Below are 17,162 nucleotides of genomic sequence, written 5' to 3' on the forward strand. Positions count from 1 at the left end.
GGTTTTTAAGAAACCCTAAACTTGGCTCAGCAATCGTTGGTTACATCTTTGATTTCTCGCGGAGTAACTTGTGATGCTGATAATCTTGTTGACTATCAGTCTGACTCCACAAGCACCCACACGAATTGCTTGATTCAGTTGTTAAAGAGCGGTTGGTTAAGATCTTTCGTCTCAACCGAGGCGCGCATTCTACAGCAGCCTCATTTGCTGTCAAGTGATTATTTTCAGAAGTTTTCGAAGAATTCTTCAACAACTTCAACCACTTGCGCTTCCGATCTCTCGTTAGCGGGAGGCGAATTCTACAGCGTTACTCGCTGTTGTCAACACCTCTTTTTCTCCGCTTTCGACCGAGAAGATCGAACCGTTAAAAGAGCCAAACATCACCGCTCTTTCAACTCCTTCCAGGCTTCGATGAACTGAAGCGACCCACTCTCGAAACCTACTTAACTCATTGAATCTCAAGGAGTTTTCCGTTTCGACTGCGCCGGAAGTGGGGCGAATTATAGACGTCTGGAATCTGCCGTCAACCGCTAATTTCGCTTTTGTTGCAGAACCTGCTTTTTAGCCAGTAAACGCGGGATTCGACGAGCAACAGGAGGGACACGCAGCAATAGAAGCAGCACACCTATAAAAGCATAAATTGCCCATTCCTTGAGATCAGCGCGCGCGATCCACAACATATGCAGCAATCCCAGCCCAAGAATCACGTATACCAGCCGATGCAGCTTCTTCCAGCGAGCACCTAAACGGCGCTGACTGTAGCGATTTGAGGTTACCGCTAAAGCCAACAATCCGAGGAAACCCAACGCACCGACAATAATGTATGGCCGCTTGCGCAACTCGACACCCAGTTGAGACCAGTCGAAACCCAGGATAAAAGCCATATAGCTGCATAGGTGCAAAACCACATAGGCAAAACACCAAAGGCCCAACTGCCGCCGAACAGCAATCCACCCCGCCCAACCGGTCAGTTTTTGCAAAGGCGTCATGCTCACGGTGATCAACAGCAGCACCAACGTGCCAAGGCCCAGCCTGTCAACCAACACCTTGCCAGGATCCGGCCCAAGCAGATCCGCGAAAGCCTGATAGAACCACAGCAATGGCCAAATCGCTGCAGCAATGAAAACACTCACCCGCCAGACCGGATATCGCATCAGTAGTTCTTCCGCAGATCGAGCCCTGTATATAAAGAAGCGACTTCTTCCGAATAGCCGTTGAACATCTGGGTATCGCGCACATTCGGCTTGAACAGACTGTTCGGTAGCCTGCGCTCGCGCGCTTGCGTCCAGCGCGGATGATCGACAGTCGGATTCACATTTGCATAGAAGCCGTATTCGTCCGCCGCAATACTTTGCCAGGTCGTTTTCGGCTGCTCACTGACAAGACTGATACGCACGATGGATTTGACACTCTTGAAGCCATACTTCCATGGCACCACCAACCGCAGAGGAGCTCCGTTCTGATTTGGCAATTCGCGGCCATACATGCCCACCGCCAGAATCGCCAATGGATTCATCGCCTCATCCAGACGCAAGCCTTCTACATAAGGCCACTCGATCAAGGCAAAGCCTGATCGCTGCCCGGGCATGCTTTTAGGATCCTGAAGGGTTTCAAAGCGAATGTACTTGGCCTTAGAAGTCGGCTCGACCTGTTTGAGCAGCGCCGCGATGGGAAACCCGATCCACGGAATGACCATCGACCAGGCCTCGACACAGCGCAGACGATAGATACGCTCCTCCAACTGGTACGGTTTCATGAAGTCTTCCAGCGCATAACGCCCCGGCTTACCCACCTCCCCGTCCACCACTACACTCCACGGTTCGGTTTTCAACGAACCGGCATTAGCGGCCGGATCGCCCTTGTCGGTGCCGAACTCATAGAAGTTGTTGTAGTGAGTCGCGTCCTTATAAGGCGTGATCGCCTCATCCTTGACGTTTACCGCCCCCCATTGAGTAGAGGGGAGTTTTTCGGCAAACCAGGCGGGCGCCTTGCCAGGTTCGACATCGGCATATCGCACCACATCGTCAGCATTGGCCCAGCGCGGAAGACTGCTCACGGCGATGCCGGCCGCGGTGGCTCCGAGCAGCTGGCGGCGAGACAGATAGATAGATTCAGACGTGACGTCCGACTCATGGCAGTCAGACGCTTTAGGAATTTTGATGAGCATGGCAACTCCGCAGCTTTGGAGGACAGATGCACCCATAGACTGCGGAGTATGCTGGAAATTACATCACTCGGCGTTTTTGTGACGACGAAGATGCAATAGATACTGAATTGGGCCGGAAGCCGCATAAGCGAGGAATACCAGCAGCAGAATGCGCGGTGGATCGCTGAACACGACAGCGAACACCAGCACTACCGCGAGGATTGCCACGAAAGGCACGCGACCTTTCAAATCCAGCTCCTTGAAGCTGTTGTACTTGATGTTGCTGACCATCAGCATGCCGGCAGCCGCCACCATCAGTGCAACCAGAAACGACATCTTCGAACCCTGGATGCCGTAATCGCTGAACGCCCAGACAATACCCGCCACCACGCCGGCAGCTGCCGGACTGGCCAGCCCGATGAAGTAGCGCTTGTCCGCTGTCCCCACCTGAGTGTTGAAACGCGCCAAACGCAACGCCGCGCCCGCTACATAGATGAAGGCAACCATCCAGCCGACCTTGCCCATGTCACCCAGCGCCCAGCCGAAGGCCAGTAATGCAGGGGCAACACCGAAGGCGACCATGTCGGACAGCGAGTCATACTCGGCGCCGAAGGCACTTTGCGTGTTGGTCATGCGCGCGACACGACCGTCGAGACCGTCGAGCACCATCGCGACAAAAATCGCGATTGCGGCGAACGCGAAATACTTGCTCGCATTGACGGAATCACCAGCGCTCAACGCCGCCTGCGCGCTCATCGAGTTGATGATGGAGTAAAACCCGGCAAACAGGTTCGCAGTGGTGAATAGATTCGGCAGCAGATAGATACCACGATGCCGGACTTTACGGCCTTCTGCGTCATGCCCTTCTTCGATGTGCTCATCGATGGGCAGCAGGCTTTCGGCGTCTGAAGCCTTGTTCGGCTCTTCGGGACGTTCGCTCATGGACATTACCTTGCAACGGTTTGGAAAAATTCGACAGGTGCCTGTGGACGACAGTTCGGCCACAAACGATGCAGCTTTATACCAGAACCACCGACCCAAACGAAAAAACGCGGCCGAGGCCGCGTTTTTCGTACAAGGGACGACGACTTAGTTTTTGGCTTTGTCGACGATCTTGTTGGCACCGATCCACGGCATCATGGAGCGCAGTTGCTCGCCGATGATTTCGATACCGTGAGCGGCGTTGTTACGACGCTTGGCGGTCATCGAAGGGTAGCCGGTTGCGCCTTCGCTGATGAACATTTTGGCGTATTCGCCGTCCTGAATACGTTTCAGGGCGTTGCGCATGGCCTGACGGGACTCGGCGTTGATCACTTCCGGGCCGGTCACGTACTCGCCGTATTCGGCGTTGTTGGAGATCGAGTAGTTCATGTTGGCGATACCGCCTTCGTACATGAGGTCAACGATCAGCTTCAGTTCGTGCAGGCACTCGAAGTAGGCCATTTCCGGCGCGTAGCCAGCTTCAACCAGAGTTTCGAAACCGGCTTTTACCAGCTCAACGGTACCGCCACACAGAACGGCTTGCTCGCCGAACAGGTCGGTTTCAGTCTCGTCCTTGAAGGTGGTTTCGATGATGCCGGTACGACCGCCACCAACGCCGGCAGCGTAGGACAGTGCAACGTTTTTGGCGTTGCCGGAAGCGTCCTGGTAGATCGCGATCAGGTCAGGAATACCGCCGCCTTTCACGAACTCGGAACGTACGGTGTGGCCCGGTGCTTTCGGCGCGATCATGATCACGTCGAGGTCGGCACGCGGAATAACCTGGTTGTAGTGGATCGCGAAGCCGTGGGAGAAGGCCAGGGTGGCGCCTTTCTTGATGTTCGGCTCGATTTCGTTCTTGTACAGAGCAGACTGGAACTCGTCCGGGGTCAGGATCATGACCAAGTCGGCAGCAGCAACAGCGGAAGCAACGTCGGTCACTTTCAGGCCGTGAGCTTCAGCTTTGGCAACGGTGGCCGAACCTTTACGCAGACCAACGGTGACGTCGACGCCGGAGTCTTTCAGGTTGCACGCCTGGGCATGGCCCTGGGAACCGTAACCGATGATGGCAACTTTCTTGCCCTGGATGATCGACAGGTCGCAGTCTTTTTCGTAATAAACTTTCATGAAATTCCCCTATATCCAGGCCGTTAAGGCCATTCGCTAATTTGGTTTAGATGCTGAGTACTTTGTCGCCGCGGGCAATACCGGTCACGCCACTACGGACGGTTTCCAGAATCGATGCGGTGCCGATGGACTGAATGAAGCTGTCGAGCTTGTCGCTGGTACCGGTCAATTGAACGGTATACACGCTGGCGCTGACATCGACGATCTGTCCACGGTAAATATCGGTGGTGCGTTTGATCTCGGCGCGCTGGGCGCCAGTGGCCTTGACCTTGACCAGCATCAGTTCGCGCTCGATGTGAGCACTTTCCGAAAGGTCCACCAGCTTGACCACTTCGATCAGCTTGTTCAGGTTTTTGGTGATCTGCTCGATGACTTCATCATGCCCCACAGTGGTCAGCGTCAGACGCGACAGGGTCGGGTCTTCGGTCGGGGCCACGGTCAGGCTTTCGATGTTGTAGTTGCGCTGCGAGAACAGGCCGACTACGCGAGACAAAGCGCCGGGTTCGTTTTCCAGAAGCAAGGAAATAATGTGCCGCATGATTAAGTACGCTCCGTCTTGCTCAGCCACATATCGCGCATGGAGCCGTCTTTGATCTGCATCGGGTAGACGTGCTCGCTGGTATCAACCGAGACATCGATGATCACCAGACGATCTTTCATGGCGAACGCTTCTGCCATCTTCGACTTCAAATCTTTCGATTCGGTGATGCGTACGCCGACGTGGCCATAAGCTTCAGCCAACTTGACGAAGTCAGGCAGCGATTCCATGTAGGAGTGCGAGTGACGGCTGCCATAGCTCATGTCCTGCCACTGACGAACCATCCCCAGAACACCGTTGTTCAGGATGACGATTTTCACTGGCAAGCCATATTGCAGGCAGGTCGACAGTTCCTGGATGTTCATCTGGATACTGCCTTCGCCGGTGACGCAGGCAACGTTGTCGTCCGGGAAGCTCAACTTGATGCCCATGGCTGCGGGGAAACCGAAACCCATGGTGCCCAGGCCACCGGAGTTGATCCAGCGGTTAGGCTTGTTGAACGTGTAGTACTGCGCAGCGAACATCTGGTGCTGACCCACGTCGGAGGTGATATAGGCATCGCCCTTGGTCACTTCGCACAGGGTTTCGATAACGGTCTGCGGCTTGATTTTGCTGCCGTCGCCCTTGTCGTAAGGGAACAGGCCGCGATCACCGCGCCATTCATCAACCTGCTTCCACCAACTGGCCACGGACTCCTTGTTCGGGGTCTCGCCGATTTCCTTGAGGATCGCGACCATTTCGGTCAGGACGCTTTCCACCGGACCAACGATAGGCACGTCGGCCTTGATGGTCTTGGAAATCGAAGCCGGGTCGATGTCGATGTGAATGATCTTGGCGTTCGGGCAGAACTTCGCCGGGCCGTTGATCACTCGGTCATCGAAACGTGCGCCAACCGCCAGGATCACGTCGGCATGGTGCATCGCAAGGTTAGCGGTGTAGCTGCCGTGCATACCGAGCATGCCGATGAACTGACGATCAGTGCCAGGGAAACCGCCCAGGCCCATCAACGTATTGGTCACCGGCAGGTTGAGCATTTTCGCCAGTTCGGTCAGCGGAGCGGAACCGTTGCCCAAAATGACGCCGCCGCCGGAGTACAGCACTGGGCGCTTGGCCGCCAGGAGCATTTCTGCTGCCTTACGGATTTGCCCGGAGTGCCCACGAACGGCCGGGCTGTAGGAGCGCAGCTTGGCTTTCTTGGGGAAGATGTATTCGAACTTTTCGGCCGGGTTGGTCATGTCTTTCGGGATATCGACCACGACCGGGCCAGGACGACCGGATTGCGCCAGGTAGAACGCTTTCTTCATGACTTCCGGGATTTCCGAGGCGTGCTTGATCATGAAGCTGTGCTTCACGATCGGCCGGGAGATACCGATCATGTCGGTTTCCTGGAACGCGTCGGTGCCGACCATGGTGCTTGGCACCTGACCGGAAATGATCACCATTGGAATCGAGTCCATATAGGCCGTAGCAATACCGGTGATGGCGTTTGTGGCGCCTGGACCGGAAGTCACCAATACCACGCCGGCTTTACCGGTGGCACGGGCGTAGCCGTCAGCCATATGGGTTGCCGCTTGTTCGTGACGAACCAGGATGTGAGTCACTTCCGGTTCTTTGAACAGGGCATCGTAAACATGCAGGAGAGCACCACCCGGGTACCCGTAGATATATTTGACGCCTTCGTCACGCAAGAAGCGGACGAGCATCTCACCGCCAGATAAAAGCTCCACGTTGTTCACCTCTAAAACGCCAGAATACCGCCCACGAAAATGGGACGGGTCTTAATAGGTTTACTTCTCGGCAGAGCATGAGCGACGGTGGTCGCCGACTACGTCAGCACTGACTGAGCAAGTATTGGGATCGTCCCAAGTGTTGCGGGCCTTTCCCACCCAGCGCGAGGTAACGCGTTGCGGGTGTAACAGGTCGGCGCGGGTATGCGCCTCATGATCTACCGAGTGGGTCTGCTTCTGGCAGTCCCTCTACAGCGGACTTTGGATTCTTCTGTTTCGTCCTCTCCAAGTCAAGCCGTCTCTGTGGTTAATTGTGGGTAAGCACATGAGAACGCAAGAAAAAACCTGAAAACAGCTACTCTGTTAGCGTCAATTGCGCAATTTTGCCAAGGAATCAGCATGCGAATGGTTCTGTTAACCCTGCTGATCGGCCTCAGCCCATGGTGCACAGCCGCTCAGATTTACAAATGGGTCGATGCCCAAGGTGTCACGCACTTTGATGCGCAACCTCCGCCAGGCCAACCATCCACCACGGTACACATGCCCTCCTCGGCCCCGGCAAAACCCGCAGCCATGCCGGGCAGCGGTGTGCTGGGCGATCAGAAAGCCATCGACGACAAGGTCAAGAAACAGGTCGACGACCAACAAGCGCAGCTCAAGGCATTTTGTGAGCAGGCACGGACGAATCTTGCGCAATTGCAGAACAATCCGCGTTTGCGAGAGGACGTGGGGGGAGAATTGCGGCGGCTGGATGATGCACAACGGCAGGAGCGCATTGTCGAAGCGCAGAAACAGATCAGAGAGAACTGCCAGTAAAGCCTGGCAGTTTTCGGTTCAGCGGGAAGCGGTGATCAGCAGATCAAACTCTTTAAGGAGTAGCTGCAGCTGTCGATCCTTGCCCTGCAGATTGCGCTGGGCGAAGACCATTTCCGCCATTTCCTGAATGCCCGAGGCGTTCGGCAGCGGCAGATCCTGTTCAAGGATCATCTTCATGCGGGGCAGGAAGATCCATTGCAGCCACTGCTCGAACTCGAGTGTGTCGACCGAAAACGGCTCGACACTGCTCAAGGCTTCGGCCGACGGCGAGACCTCATCCCACCAGCCCTGGGTACGCAGCTCACGCTCGATCAGCAATAACTGATCGGCGATTTTCGGGAAGCGCGCATCCATCACAGCGTTACCTTGGCCTTCTGACGGGCCTGAGCAGCGCCAGCGGAATCACCTTGTTTCTCACGGGACTGAGCGATGATTTCCCACAGGTTGGCCTGCAAGTCCGGACGGCCGCCGGCCATGGTCAACGCACGACGGGCGAATTGCTCGGCCTGTGGCGCATCGCCTTGAGCCATGCGCACCTGAGCCAGACGATAGAGCACTTGCGGCTCACGCGGGGCGACACGTTGCGCGCGCTCAAGGCTCGACGACGCACCGTTGAGGTCGCCACCGGCCTGTTGCTGTTGAGCAGTCGTCAACAAGGCGAGCACCGGACCATCCAGTTGCTCGTCCGCCGACAAACCACCGCCACTGCTGGCCGAAGGAATGCCGCTCGGTGTCGAGGGCATGCTGTAGCTGCCGGAGTTGATCGGTGCCGACTCGACTGGCGACGGGTTATATGGCCCCGGCGTAATACCGCCGGATGCCGGGCCCGGCACAATTGGCGCCGCGCTGATCGGTGCCGACGTTGTCGCGCCACCGCCCGGCACCATCACTACGACGCCGGTATCGCCTTGCGGGATGGCTTGAGGCTGGCCCTGCACAGGACGCTTGACCGTCGTCTGACGGAAACCGCCATTGGCGGAAATGCGCTCGCTGTTGGACACGGCTGTGCCCGAATCCACTACAGGGATCGAACCACGCTGAACGGTAGAGCAGCCGCTGAGCAAAGCCACGGCGGTCACCGCTGGAATCAACCACTTGTTCACTTGAAACCCTCTTTGCTTAATTCATCCAGCCCTTGACCCAATCCATCACCGACTCGCCAGATGCAGGCGTTTCGCTTGCACACGCAGGGCCGGGTGGTGGTTCGCTGCCGCGAATATACGGCATCTGCACCGCACCCGGGCAGTTGGCGTCAGAACCTTGCCCGGTACGCGAATCAACCCATGCCTGCACGACGTTGTCCGGCTGCGGCATATCCAGCGGCAGCGGATCGGCCTTGCGCATGAAACTGCTCCAGACCTGCAACGCACCGGTCGCGCCGGTGAACGGCGTCTTGCCGTTGTCATCACGGCCCAGCCAGACCACTGCCAGCAAGTCTTGACTGAAACCTGCGAACCAGCTGTCGCGCGAATCGTTACTGGTACCGGTCTTGCCGGCCAGCGTCAGAGTCTTTGGCAACACGTTATAAACCGAGCTGCCGGTACCTTCGCGCATCACCCGCTGCATGGCGTTCTGGATCAGATAGATCGAGGCCGGATCAAACCGCTGCTCGATCTGGAACGGATAGCGCTTGAGCGGCTCCCCTTCGGCGGTCAGTACGCTGCGAATGCCGCGCATCGGCGTATTGAAACCACCGTTGGCCAGCGTCTGGTACATGGTCGCCACTTCCATCGGCGTCATCGCGCCCGCACCCAGCAACATCGACGGGAACGCCGGGAACTCACGGGTCACCCCCAGACGGGCCAGCGTCTTGAGGACATTCGGCACGCCCACTTCCAGACCCAGGCGCGAGGTCGACAGGTTGTAGGAATGCGCCAGGCCCTGATACAGGAACACAGTGCCGTGGGAACGACGATCGTAATTCTGCGGTTTCCAGACTTGACCGTTCGCGCCTTTGACCGACAACGGATCATCCGACAGCCAACTGGTCAGCGTGTACTGGCTCGGTTTCTCCAGCGCAGTCAGATAAACCGCCGGTTTGATCAACGAGCCGATTGGCCGCACGGCGTCCAGTGCCCGGTTGAAACCGGCATAACTGGCCTGGCGGCTGCCGATCATGGCCTGGACTTCGCCGGTCTCAGGATTGGTCACGACCATCGCCGCTTCCACATCATCGGAGCCCTTGCGACCGGACAGACGCTTGAAGGTGTCGTTGACCGACGCCTCGGCTTTCATCTGCAGGATCGGGTCGAAACTGGTGAAGATCCGCAGGCCTTCTTCAGTCAAGTCTTCGTCGCGATAGTCTTCACGCAGCTGACGTTTGACCAGGTCGATAAAACCCGGGAAGGAGCTATCGGCCAGTTTGCCGCGAGTGGTGACACCCAGAGGCATATTCTTCGCGGCGGCCACTTGCTCGGCAGTCGCTACGCCTTGCTGCTCGAGCACGTCGAGCACCAGATTACGACGTTCCAGTGCACGCTCAGGATTGCGGCGCGGGTTGTAATAAGACGGGCCTTTGACCATGCCCACCAGCATCGCGACCTGATGCAGTTTGAGCTCGGACAATGGCTGACCGAAGAAGAACTGACTGGCCAGACCAAAACCGTGCACGGCGCGCTGACCGTCCTGACCGACAAAGACTTCGTTGAGGTACGCCTCAAGGATTTCCTTCTTGTCGTAATGCAGCTCCAGCAACATCGCCATCATTGCTTCGGTGAGCTTGCGGCTCAGGCTGCGTTCGTTGGTCAGGTAGAAGTTTTTCACCAACTGCTGGGTCAGCGTACTGCCACCCTGAGTCATCTTGCCGCCAGAGGTGTTGACCCAGATCGCCCGGGCAATCGACTTCGGCGACACGCCCCAGTGGCTGTAGAAATCCCGGTCTTCGACGGCGACCAGGGTTTCCAGCAGATACGGCGGCACCTGATCCAGTTTGATCAGGATGCGGTCTTCGAGGTTCTTCGGATAAATCCCGCCGATCAGAACCGGCTCCAGACGTACCACGGACAGTTTCGAACCGTTGGTCGCCGACAACTCGGCCACGTAATCGCCCGAGAAGCGCACGCGCACGGGTTGCGCCTTCTCAAGGCCTTCATAGAACTGGAAGCCACGGGTATTCAGGTCAACGGTGTTTCCGGAGACTGCGGCAGCGCCGGGGCCATTGCTCACGGCTTCGCGGCGATAGCCGAGTGCGTCGAGTTCGGTGAGGAAATCTTCCTTGCTGAGTTTCTGTCCGACGAACAGCTCAAGCGGGCGCGCGTATACCTTGGCCGGGATGGTCCAACGCTTGCCGGAGAACTTCTCCTGCACCACGGCATCGAGGTAAACGGCGAAGCCGGCCAGCACTACAAGGCCGACCAGACTGAGTTTAATGGCCCAACCCATCCATGGGCGCAGGCCCTTGGAAGGTGGTTTTTTCTTGGTACGGGGAGATCGAGTTCGAGTCATGGCGGCGGATTATACGCACTTTATTCAGACTCAACAGGAGCGCTCCGAGGTTTGCGTCAGGCGGGCGAGCGGCCATAATGGCGACCTCGAATTTCCCCCAGTCTCTGAAGGATCGCCCGTGAGCCAGTCCCTGATCGCTGCCCTGCAAAACCCGGCCCTGTATCCGCACCCCGTCGAAGGGTTCCAGGTCATCGAAACCCATATTTCGTGGGTGATCCTCACCGGCCCCTTTGCTTATAAAGTGAAGAAGCCGGTGAATTTCGGCTTCCTCGACTTCACCGGCCTCGATCAACGCGAACACTTTTGCGCTGAAGAGCTGCGTCTGAACCAACGTTTGACCGAGGATTTGTATCTGGAAGTGTTGCCGGTGACGGGCAGCGTCGACGCCCCGCAACTGGGCGGCGATGGCCCAGCGATCGACTACGTGCTGAAAATGCGCCAGTTTCCACAGTCCGGCTTGCTCAGCACCCTGCAAGCCAACGGCGAGCTGACCACCCAACACATCGATGAAATGGCCGAGCAGATTGCCCACTTCCACCTCAACGCGCCGAAAGTCCCGGCTGAACACGACGCCGGCACCCCGGACAGCGTGATGGCACCGGTGTCGCAAAACTTCGAACAGATTCTGCCGTTCCTCAGCGACAAAAACGATTTGCTGCAACTCGAGGCTCTGAAAGCCTGGGCCGAAAGCAGCTTCGAGCGCCTAAAGCCGCTGTTCGCTCAGCGCAAGGCCGAAGGTTTCACCCGTGAATGCCATGGTGACATCCACTTGGGCAACGCCACCGTCATCGACGGCAAAGTGGTGATCTTCGACTGCATCGAATTCAACGAGCCATTCCGCTTCACCGACGTCTACGCCGACACCGGTTTCCTCGCGATGGACCTGGAAGACCGCGGCCTGAAGTCGCTGGCTCGCCGCTTCATCAGCCAATACCTGGAACTGACCGGCGACTACCAAGGCCTGGAAGTGCTGAACTTCTATAAAGCCTACCGCGCACTGGTTCGCGCCAAAGTGGCCCTGTTCAGCATGCCGGCGGACGCGACTCCGGTGCAGCGCGCCACTACCCTGCGCCAGTACCGCAACTACGCCAACCTGGCGGAAAGCTACAGCACCATTCCTTCGCGCTTCATGGCGATTACCCACGGCGTTTCCGCTGTCGGCAAGAGCCACGTGGCCATGCGCCTGGTCGAAGCACTGGGGGCAATTCGTCTGCGCTCCGACGTTGAACGCAAGCGTTTGTTCGGCGAGCAGACCGTGGCCAACGATGTGCAGGCCGGCATTTACAGCGCCGACGCCAGCGCCAAAACCTACTCGCGCCTGCATGAAATTGCCGAGGTCATCCTGCACGCCGGTTTCCCGGTGGTTATCGATGCGACTTACCTCAAGCGTGAGCAGCGCGATAACGCCGCAAAAATCGCTGAAGCGACTGGCACACCGTTCCTGATCCTCGACTGCAACGCCCCGCAAGCAGTGATCGAGAGCTGGCTGGCGATTCGTCAGGCCGATAAACAGGATCCGTCCGACGCCACGTTGGCTGTGATCGAAGCACAACAGGCCAACCGCGAAGCGTTGACGCCAGAAGAGATTCTGCGCAGCAAACGCGTTCAGACCAATGAATCCGGGACACTGGACACCGTTGTCGCGCAGATCCGTCAGCGCCTGCCAGGCCTGTAAGAAACTATTTCGGCCGTGAAGCCCTCGCTCGCTTCACGGCCGCTAAATAGTGGCACTATACTGGCGTCATAAAACCAACAGGTGATGTGACATGAGCCAGCCGAAACTTCTCGACACCCCGCTGTATGCCTTGCTGCATAAAGATGACATCACAGGTTTCAACAAGGAACGCCCACAAGACGGCCCGATCGACATGGTCGGTGGCGACTTCCGTGGCCTCGATTTGCGCGAATTGAACGCCGATGGCGTAGATTTCCGGGACGCGTATTTCCGTTCTGCCGATTTGCGTGGCATTGATTTCCGCAACGCGTCGCTTGAAGGCGCAAGCCTGGCCCACGCGCAGATTTCCGGAGCGTACTTCCCGCCGGAACTGAGTGCTGACGAGATTCTGATGTCGATGAATTTCGGCACACGCCTGCGTTATCGCACTCGCTGATATCTCTGACACCACACCCACCCTGTGGGAGCGAGCCTGCTCGCGAAGACGGAGTGTCAGTCACCCTGATCGTGAAAGTAAGACCGCTTTCGCGAGCAGGCTCGCTCCCACATTTGATATTTGTTTGCCCCCTTCTTTCTGCGTTCGCAGGCCTTTCACACCCTCCGGTTGTCGTTTCTTAGAAGCTTTTGCGTTGAATCCGACCAAACAACCACGCTTTTCCTACTGATGGCTACACTCCTGAGAAGCTCGCCCACGCACCATTCGGCCGTCGCAAGGAGGCTTGATGAATGATGAACTGCAACACCTGAAGAATCTTGGGAAGACGTCGGCGCAATGGCTGCATGCCGTGGGCATCCACAGCGCCTCGGACTTGCGTCGCCTGGGCGCAGTGGACGCCTACCGGGCCGTGCGCACCCGCGGGTTTCGCGCGTCGAAGGTGTTGCTGTATGCGATCGAAGGCGCGTTGATGGATGTGCACTGGAACGACATCCCCGCCGAACGCAAGGACGCCCTGAACAAGCAGCTCGAAGCCATTTCCACACGCCACAAGAACTGAACGGGCGCTGACTGCCATGTACCTGCTTGGGGAACAATCGGCATTGGCCGACGCAATGATCAACCGTTTGCAGAATCTGCCTGCACGGTGGCTGGAAGGCCTCTTGTCGTGCGGGCCGGCAATTGAGCTGGAAGCGACTGATGACCTGTCGGCGCAGTTGCCCGACGATCAGGTGTTTCTACTGGCTGAAGGGGTGATCAATGGTTTCATCGGTTCGCGCGCACTGTTCTATTGGCAGGAAGGCGACTTGATCGGCCTCCAGCAGAGTGACGCCTGGGCCGATTGCCGCTTGCGCAGTGACGGGCCGTTACGTTTGCTGCCTTATCGGCGCAGTGATGTCTTCCAGCATTTATTTGCAGACGCCAGCCGTGCGGAGCTATTTCTCGAGTATCTGCTGGGACAAATGGCCCTCCTCGCCCACGCCGTGGCCGAACTGAAACCGCGGGAGTTTCGCAGTACCAACGGTTTCAAGCGGGTCGAGGCCGGGGAAACCCTGATTCACCAAGGCGACCCCGCCGATCACGTGTTCGTGATCATCGAGGGGCACGCCGAAGCCTTTGTCGACGGACACAAGGTCGGCGAGGTTCCCAAGGACGAAATTTTCGGCGCCATGGCGCTGTTCACCGGGGAGCCGCGCAACGCTACGGTGATCACGCGAGAACCTTGCACAGTCATGCTGATTCCCGGGGATCAATTTTTGAGCATGACCAGCAGTAATCCGAAGATCGCCCACAGCCTGATCGCGAGCATGGCGCGGCGCATCGGCCAAATGAACCAACAGATCGCCCGTTTGACGGCTGACAAAGGATAGCGCGAACTCCTTTATTTACGGGACGTTCGAGCCATTGCAGAGATCAGATCGAATAAATGCAGAATCAGCGATTGACATGGTAATGAGAATCGCTATGATTATCACAACTGGTCGCGAGATCAGTCGATATTCTGAAAAGCCCTTGGTTCGGACTCTCAGATTATCTCCTCATCAGGCTAATCACGGTTATTTGACCCGGTTCTTACCGGGTCTTTTTTTTGCCTGTGGAAAAGTCATTTGCCGAACTGTTTACGCATCTCTTCACAGTAATCGCGCTTCGGGGTGGCCGGGGTGTACCAGACGTAATCGGCCATCGCCTCAGTCACCTCATCGCCCTGCTCTGCCAGCATCAGCACCGTCGGTGCTCGGAACTCGCTCACATCCACGACGTGCAGCGGCACCCCGACATCCTTGCGCGCATGCCACGCACCGGCCAGCAGCAAGGACGGAGTCGGCGCCGACAGCAAAACCTCTGCCATGCGTCGATCCCGCTGCTGCTGAACCGCCAGCATCGCCGGCATCTGTGAATCAGGCAGCAGACCACAGTGAGAATCGCTGATCTGCCCCAGCAAATTCGTTTTCACTGCGTCAGCATTGCTGCGCTTGCCACTCAAAACCGGCGGATTACGATAGAAGGCGCGGATTTCGCCGTTATCCAGGTTGGCGGCCAGCAGCGGATACGGTTGCGTGAGGGCGAAGCGGACAATCGGTCCATAGAGATTCCAGTCCCAACCTTCCTGCCAGGCCAATGCGCCGGGAAGGTCAGAGGGAGGCGACGCGGACTGGCGAACCGCAGTAACTTTGGCCTGTTGATCCGGCGTGAGCATTTCCAGCAGCAGGCTGCCCTGCGGCCGTAGCTCACCAAGCGACTGTAAAAGCCATAACTGCGCAGCGTGGTGGTCGGCGTTGTCATGCTGCTCACCGACGATCACCCGATCGGGTTCGGCGAGACGCGCGAGCAATTGCTGCGCGGTCAGCACCTGACCGCTGTGCAGATCACGAATCTGACCACCGATCGGCGGCGGCGCAGCAACATGCTGACACCCGGCGAGCAACAACACAGCCAAAAGCCACATCCCACGCATGCGATCACCTCGATGAGAAAATCAGCGGGCGATGATCAGCGGATGCCCACGCTCCGGGTGCGGCTGCACCAATACCTCAAGGCCGAACACGGCTTTGAGCGTTTCCGGCTGCAATACCTGTTGCGGCGTGTCCAATGCTACCGGACGCCCGCCTTCAAGCAGCAACACGCGATCACAATAACGTGCTGCCAGATTCAGATCATGCAGGATCACCAGCACGGCGGCGCCACGATCGGCAAACTCGCGCACCGCTTGCAACGTCGTGTGTTGATGCAGCGGGTCGAGCATCGAGGTCGGCTCATCCAGCAACAGCGTTTGCCCCGCCTGCCCCGGCCAGAGTTGCGCAAGCACCCGCGCCAGATGCACGCGCTGCCGTTCGCCACCGGACAACGCCAGATAACTGCGACCGCTCAGATGCCCGGCGTCTGCGGCCGCCAGTGCCGCGGCGACAATCTCGTCATCGCGCACCCGGCCACTTTGATAAGGCAAACGCCCCATGCCGACCACTTCTTCGACGCGAAAGGCAAAATCCAGCGTCGACACCTGCGGTAACACGGCCAGGCGTTGCGCGCGTTGGGTGCCGGTCCAGTGGCTCAACACGTGCGCGTCGAGCAAGACCTCTCCCTCACTGGCCGTCAACTCACCGCACAAAGCGCCGAGCAAGGTACTTTTTCCGGCGCCATTCGGACCGAGCACACCGAGTACTTCACCCGGTTCAAGCTCAAGGGTGATACCGCTGAGCACGGTTTTACGACCACGGCGGATGTGCAGATTGTGCGTACGCAACATCAGGCACGCCCTCGCAGCAGCAGATACAGGAAGAACGGTGCACCGATAAACGCCGTGACGATACCGATCGGCAACTCCGCCGGCGCCAGGGCCAGTCGCGCCACCAGATCGGCCAGCAACAACAGGCTCGCCCCGGCTAACACCGAGGCCGGCAGCAAGACCCGGTGATCAGGGCCGGCCAGCAATCGCACCAGATGTGGCACCACCAGCCCGACAAACCCGATCATCCCCGCCGCCGCCACTGCCGCGCCGACACCCAGCGCCGTGCAAAAAACCAGTTCACGTTTGAGCCGTTCAACATCGATGCCCAAATGCCCGGCCTCGGATTCACCCAGCAACAAGGCGTTCAGTGCCTTCGCCCGACGCGGCAACCACAGCGCAACAGCGGCGCTGATGATCAGCAACGGCCACAGCCGCGCATAACTGGCGCCATTGAGGCTACCGAGGTTCCAGAACGTCAGCGTACGCAGGGTCGCGTCATCTGCCAGATAAGTGAACAGGCCAACTGCCGAACCGGCGAGTGCCGTCAGCGCGATCCCCGCCAGCAACATGGTCGCGACATTGGTTTGCCCATTGCGCCGACCGAGACGATAAACCAGTGCTGTAACACCGAGCCCACCAAGAAACGCGCACGCCGACAACAGATAAGGCCCGAACCATTCCGGCAAGCCACCAAAAAAAGAACCGCCGACAATCGCAATCGCCGCGCCCAGCGCCGCGCCACTGGAAACGCCGACCAGACCCGGGTCTGCCAATGGGTTGCGAAACAGTCCCTGCATCGCGACCCCCGACAACGCCAGCACGCCGCCGACCGCCAGCCCGAGCAAGGTTCGCGGCAGACGAATCTGCCCGAGAATCAGCTCAGCCTGCTCCAGCCCTTCCGGTGCCAGCGGTACGCCGATCATGCGCAACGCCGCGCGCAACGTATCGAACAGTGGCAGGCTGACCGGCCCCAACGCCAACGACAACCAGATCGCCAGCAGACACAGAAGTGTCAGGCCGATAAACAGGCTGCGGGGTTTTACCAGCG

Annotated in this window: 17 protein-coding genes; 5 read left to right on the forward strand and 12 right to left on the reverse strand. The window is 58.1% G+C overall.

What is annotated here, in order from left to right:
• Positions 1-530: 530 nt before the first annotated feature.
• The 6 genes from msrQ to JJD74_RS08530 form a co-directional block, all read right to left on the reverse strand.
• The gene (gene msrQ / locus JJD74_RS08505) at positions 531-1,154 is read right to left on the reverse strand and encodes a protein-methionine-sulfoxide reductase heme-binding subunit MsrQ (RefSeq protein WP_200612956.1); all 624 of its coding nucleotides are present in this window, start codon (positions 1,152-1,154) and stop codon (positions 531-533) included.
• Entirely contained in the window at positions 1,154-2,167 is a 1,014-nt protein-coding gene (gene msrP, locus JJD74_RS08510) for a protein-methionine-sulfoxide reductase catalytic subunit MsrP (RefSeq protein ID WP_200612959.1), read from the reverse strand. The genes msrQ and msrP overlap by 1 nt, the downstream gene beginning before the upstream one ends.
• A gap of 63 nt (positions 2,168-2,230) precedes the next feature.
• Positions 2,231-3,088 (reverse strand): CDP-diacylglycerol--serine O-phosphatidyltransferase, encoded by an 858-nt coding sequence (pssA, locus tag JJD74_RS08515; RefSeq protein WP_042561080.1) that lies wholly within the window; start codon positions 3,086-3,088, stop codon positions 2,231-2,233.
• Positions 3,089-3,235: 147 nt separating this feature from the next.
• Positions 3,236-4,252 (reverse strand): ketol-acid reductoisomerase, encoded by a 1,017-nt coding sequence (gene ilvC / locus JJD74_RS08520; RefSeq protein ID WP_042561081.1) that lies wholly within the window; start codon positions 4,250-4,252, stop codon positions 3,236-3,238.
• A gap of 46 nt (positions 4,253-4,298) precedes the next feature.
• Positions 4,299-4,790: an acetolactate synthase small subunit gene (ilvN, locus tag JJD74_RS08525; protein ID WP_003176102.1), complete on the reverse strand. Its 492-nt coding sequence runs from the start codon at positions 4,788-4,790 to the stop codon at positions 4,299-4,301.
• 2 nt (positions 4,791-4,792) lie between these two features.
• Entirely contained in the window at positions 4,793-6,517 is a 1,725-nt protein-coding gene (locus tag JJD74_RS08530) for an acetolactate synthase 3 large subunit (protein ID WP_200612962.1), read from the reverse strand.
• Between the two features lie 399 nt (positions 6,518-6,916).
• Between JJD74_RS08530 and JJD74_RS08535 the strand changes: the two genes are divergently transcribed.
• Positions 6,917-7,333, forward strand: a complete 417-nt coding sequence (locus tag JJD74_RS08535) for a DUF4124 domain-containing protein (RefSeq protein WP_200612965.1) — start codon at positions 6,917-6,919, stop codon at positions 7,331-7,333.
• A gap of 18 nt (positions 7,334-7,351) precedes the next feature.
• Here the strand turns inward: JJD74_RS08535 and JJD74_RS08540 are convergent, their stop codons facing one another.
• Genes JJD74_RS08540 through mrcB form a run of 3 tightly spaced genes read right to left on the reverse strand, consistent with a single transcriptional unit; the run spans position 7,352 to position 10,777 of the window.
• Complete coding sequence (locus JJD74_RS08540; RefSeq protein ID WP_047303230.1) at positions 7,352-7,687, reverse strand: YqcC family protein; 336 nt, start codon at positions 7,685-7,687, stop codon at positions 7,352-7,354.
• Entirely contained in the window at positions 7,687-8,436 is a 750-nt protein-coding gene (locus tag JJD74_RS08545; RefSeq protein ID WP_047303231.1) for a lipoprotein, read from the reverse strand. Before JJD74_RS08545 ends, JJD74_RS08540 begins: the two co-directional genes overlap by 1 nt.
• A gap of 16 nt (positions 8,437-8,452) precedes the next feature.
• The gene (mrcB, locus tag JJD74_RS08550; RefSeq protein ID WP_200612968.1) at positions 8,453-10,777 is read right to left on the reverse strand and encodes a penicillin-binding protein 1B; all 2,325 of its coding nucleotides are present in this window, start codon (positions 10,775-10,777) and stop codon (positions 8,453-8,455) included.
• A gap of 118 nt (positions 10,778-10,895) precedes the next feature.
• On the opposite strand from mrcB, the gene JJD74_RS08555 reads away from it, so the two are divergent.
• From JJD74_RS08555 to JJD74_RS08570, 4 genes are all read left to right on the forward strand, one after another.
• Positions 10,896-12,452: a bifunctional aminoglycoside phosphotransferase/ATP-binding protein gene (locus tag JJD74_RS08555; RefSeq protein WP_200612971.1), complete on the forward strand. Its 1,557-nt coding sequence runs from the start codon at positions 10,896-10,898 to the stop codon at positions 12,450-12,452.
• A gap of 91 nt (positions 12,453-12,543) precedes the next feature.
• Entirely contained in the window at positions 12,544-12,888 is a 345-nt protein-coding gene (locus JJD74_RS08560; RefSeq protein WP_007909940.1) for a pentapeptide repeat-containing protein, read from the forward strand.
• Positions 12,889-13,174: 286 nt separating this feature from the next.
• Positions 13,175-13,447, forward strand: coding sequence for a TfoX/Sxy family protein (locus JJD74_RS08565; RefSeq protein WP_042561087.1), 273 nt, complete (start codon positions 13,175-13,177; stop codon positions 13,445-13,447).
• 16 nt (positions 13,448-13,463) lie between these two features.
• Positions 13,464-14,258, forward strand: a complete 795-nt coding sequence (locus JJD74_RS08570) for a Crp/Fnr family transcriptional regulator (RefSeq protein ID WP_200612974.1) — start codon at positions 13,464-13,466, stop codon at positions 14,256-14,258.
• Between the two features lie 233 nt (positions 14,259-14,491).
• Here the strand turns inward: JJD74_RS08570 and JJD74_RS08575 are convergent, their stop codons facing one another.
• From JJD74_RS08575 to JJD74_RS08585, 3 genes are read right to left on the reverse strand one after another with little or no spacing between them, the layout of a single operon-like run.
• A complete protein-coding gene (locus JJD74_RS08575; RefSeq protein WP_200612976.1) occupies positions 14,492-15,343 on the reverse strand; it encodes a ChaN family lipoprotein in 852 nt (283 codons plus the stop codon).
• Between the two features lie 21 nt (positions 15,344-15,364).
• The gene (locus JJD74_RS08580; protein WP_115146574.1) at positions 15,365-16,132 is read right to left on the reverse strand and encodes a heme ABC transporter ATP-binding protein; all 768 of its coding nucleotides are present in this window, start codon (positions 16,130-16,132) and stop codon (positions 15,365-15,367) included.
• Positions 16,132-17,115, reverse strand: a complete 984-nt coding sequence (locus JJD74_RS08585) for a FecCD family ABC transporter permease (RefSeq protein ID WP_181818468.1) — start codon at positions 17,113-17,115, stop codon at positions 16,132-16,134. The genes JJD74_RS08580 and JJD74_RS08585 overlap by 1 nt, the downstream gene beginning before the upstream one ends.
• Positions 17,116-17,162 lie beyond the last annotated feature (47 nt).

The organism is Pseudomonas sp. MF6776 (genome assembly GCF_016613125.1).
In the GTDB taxonomy this organism is placed as follows: Bacteria; Pseudomonadota; Gammaproteobacteria; order Pseudomonadales; family Pseudomonadaceae; genus Aquipseudomonas; species Aquipseudomonas iridis.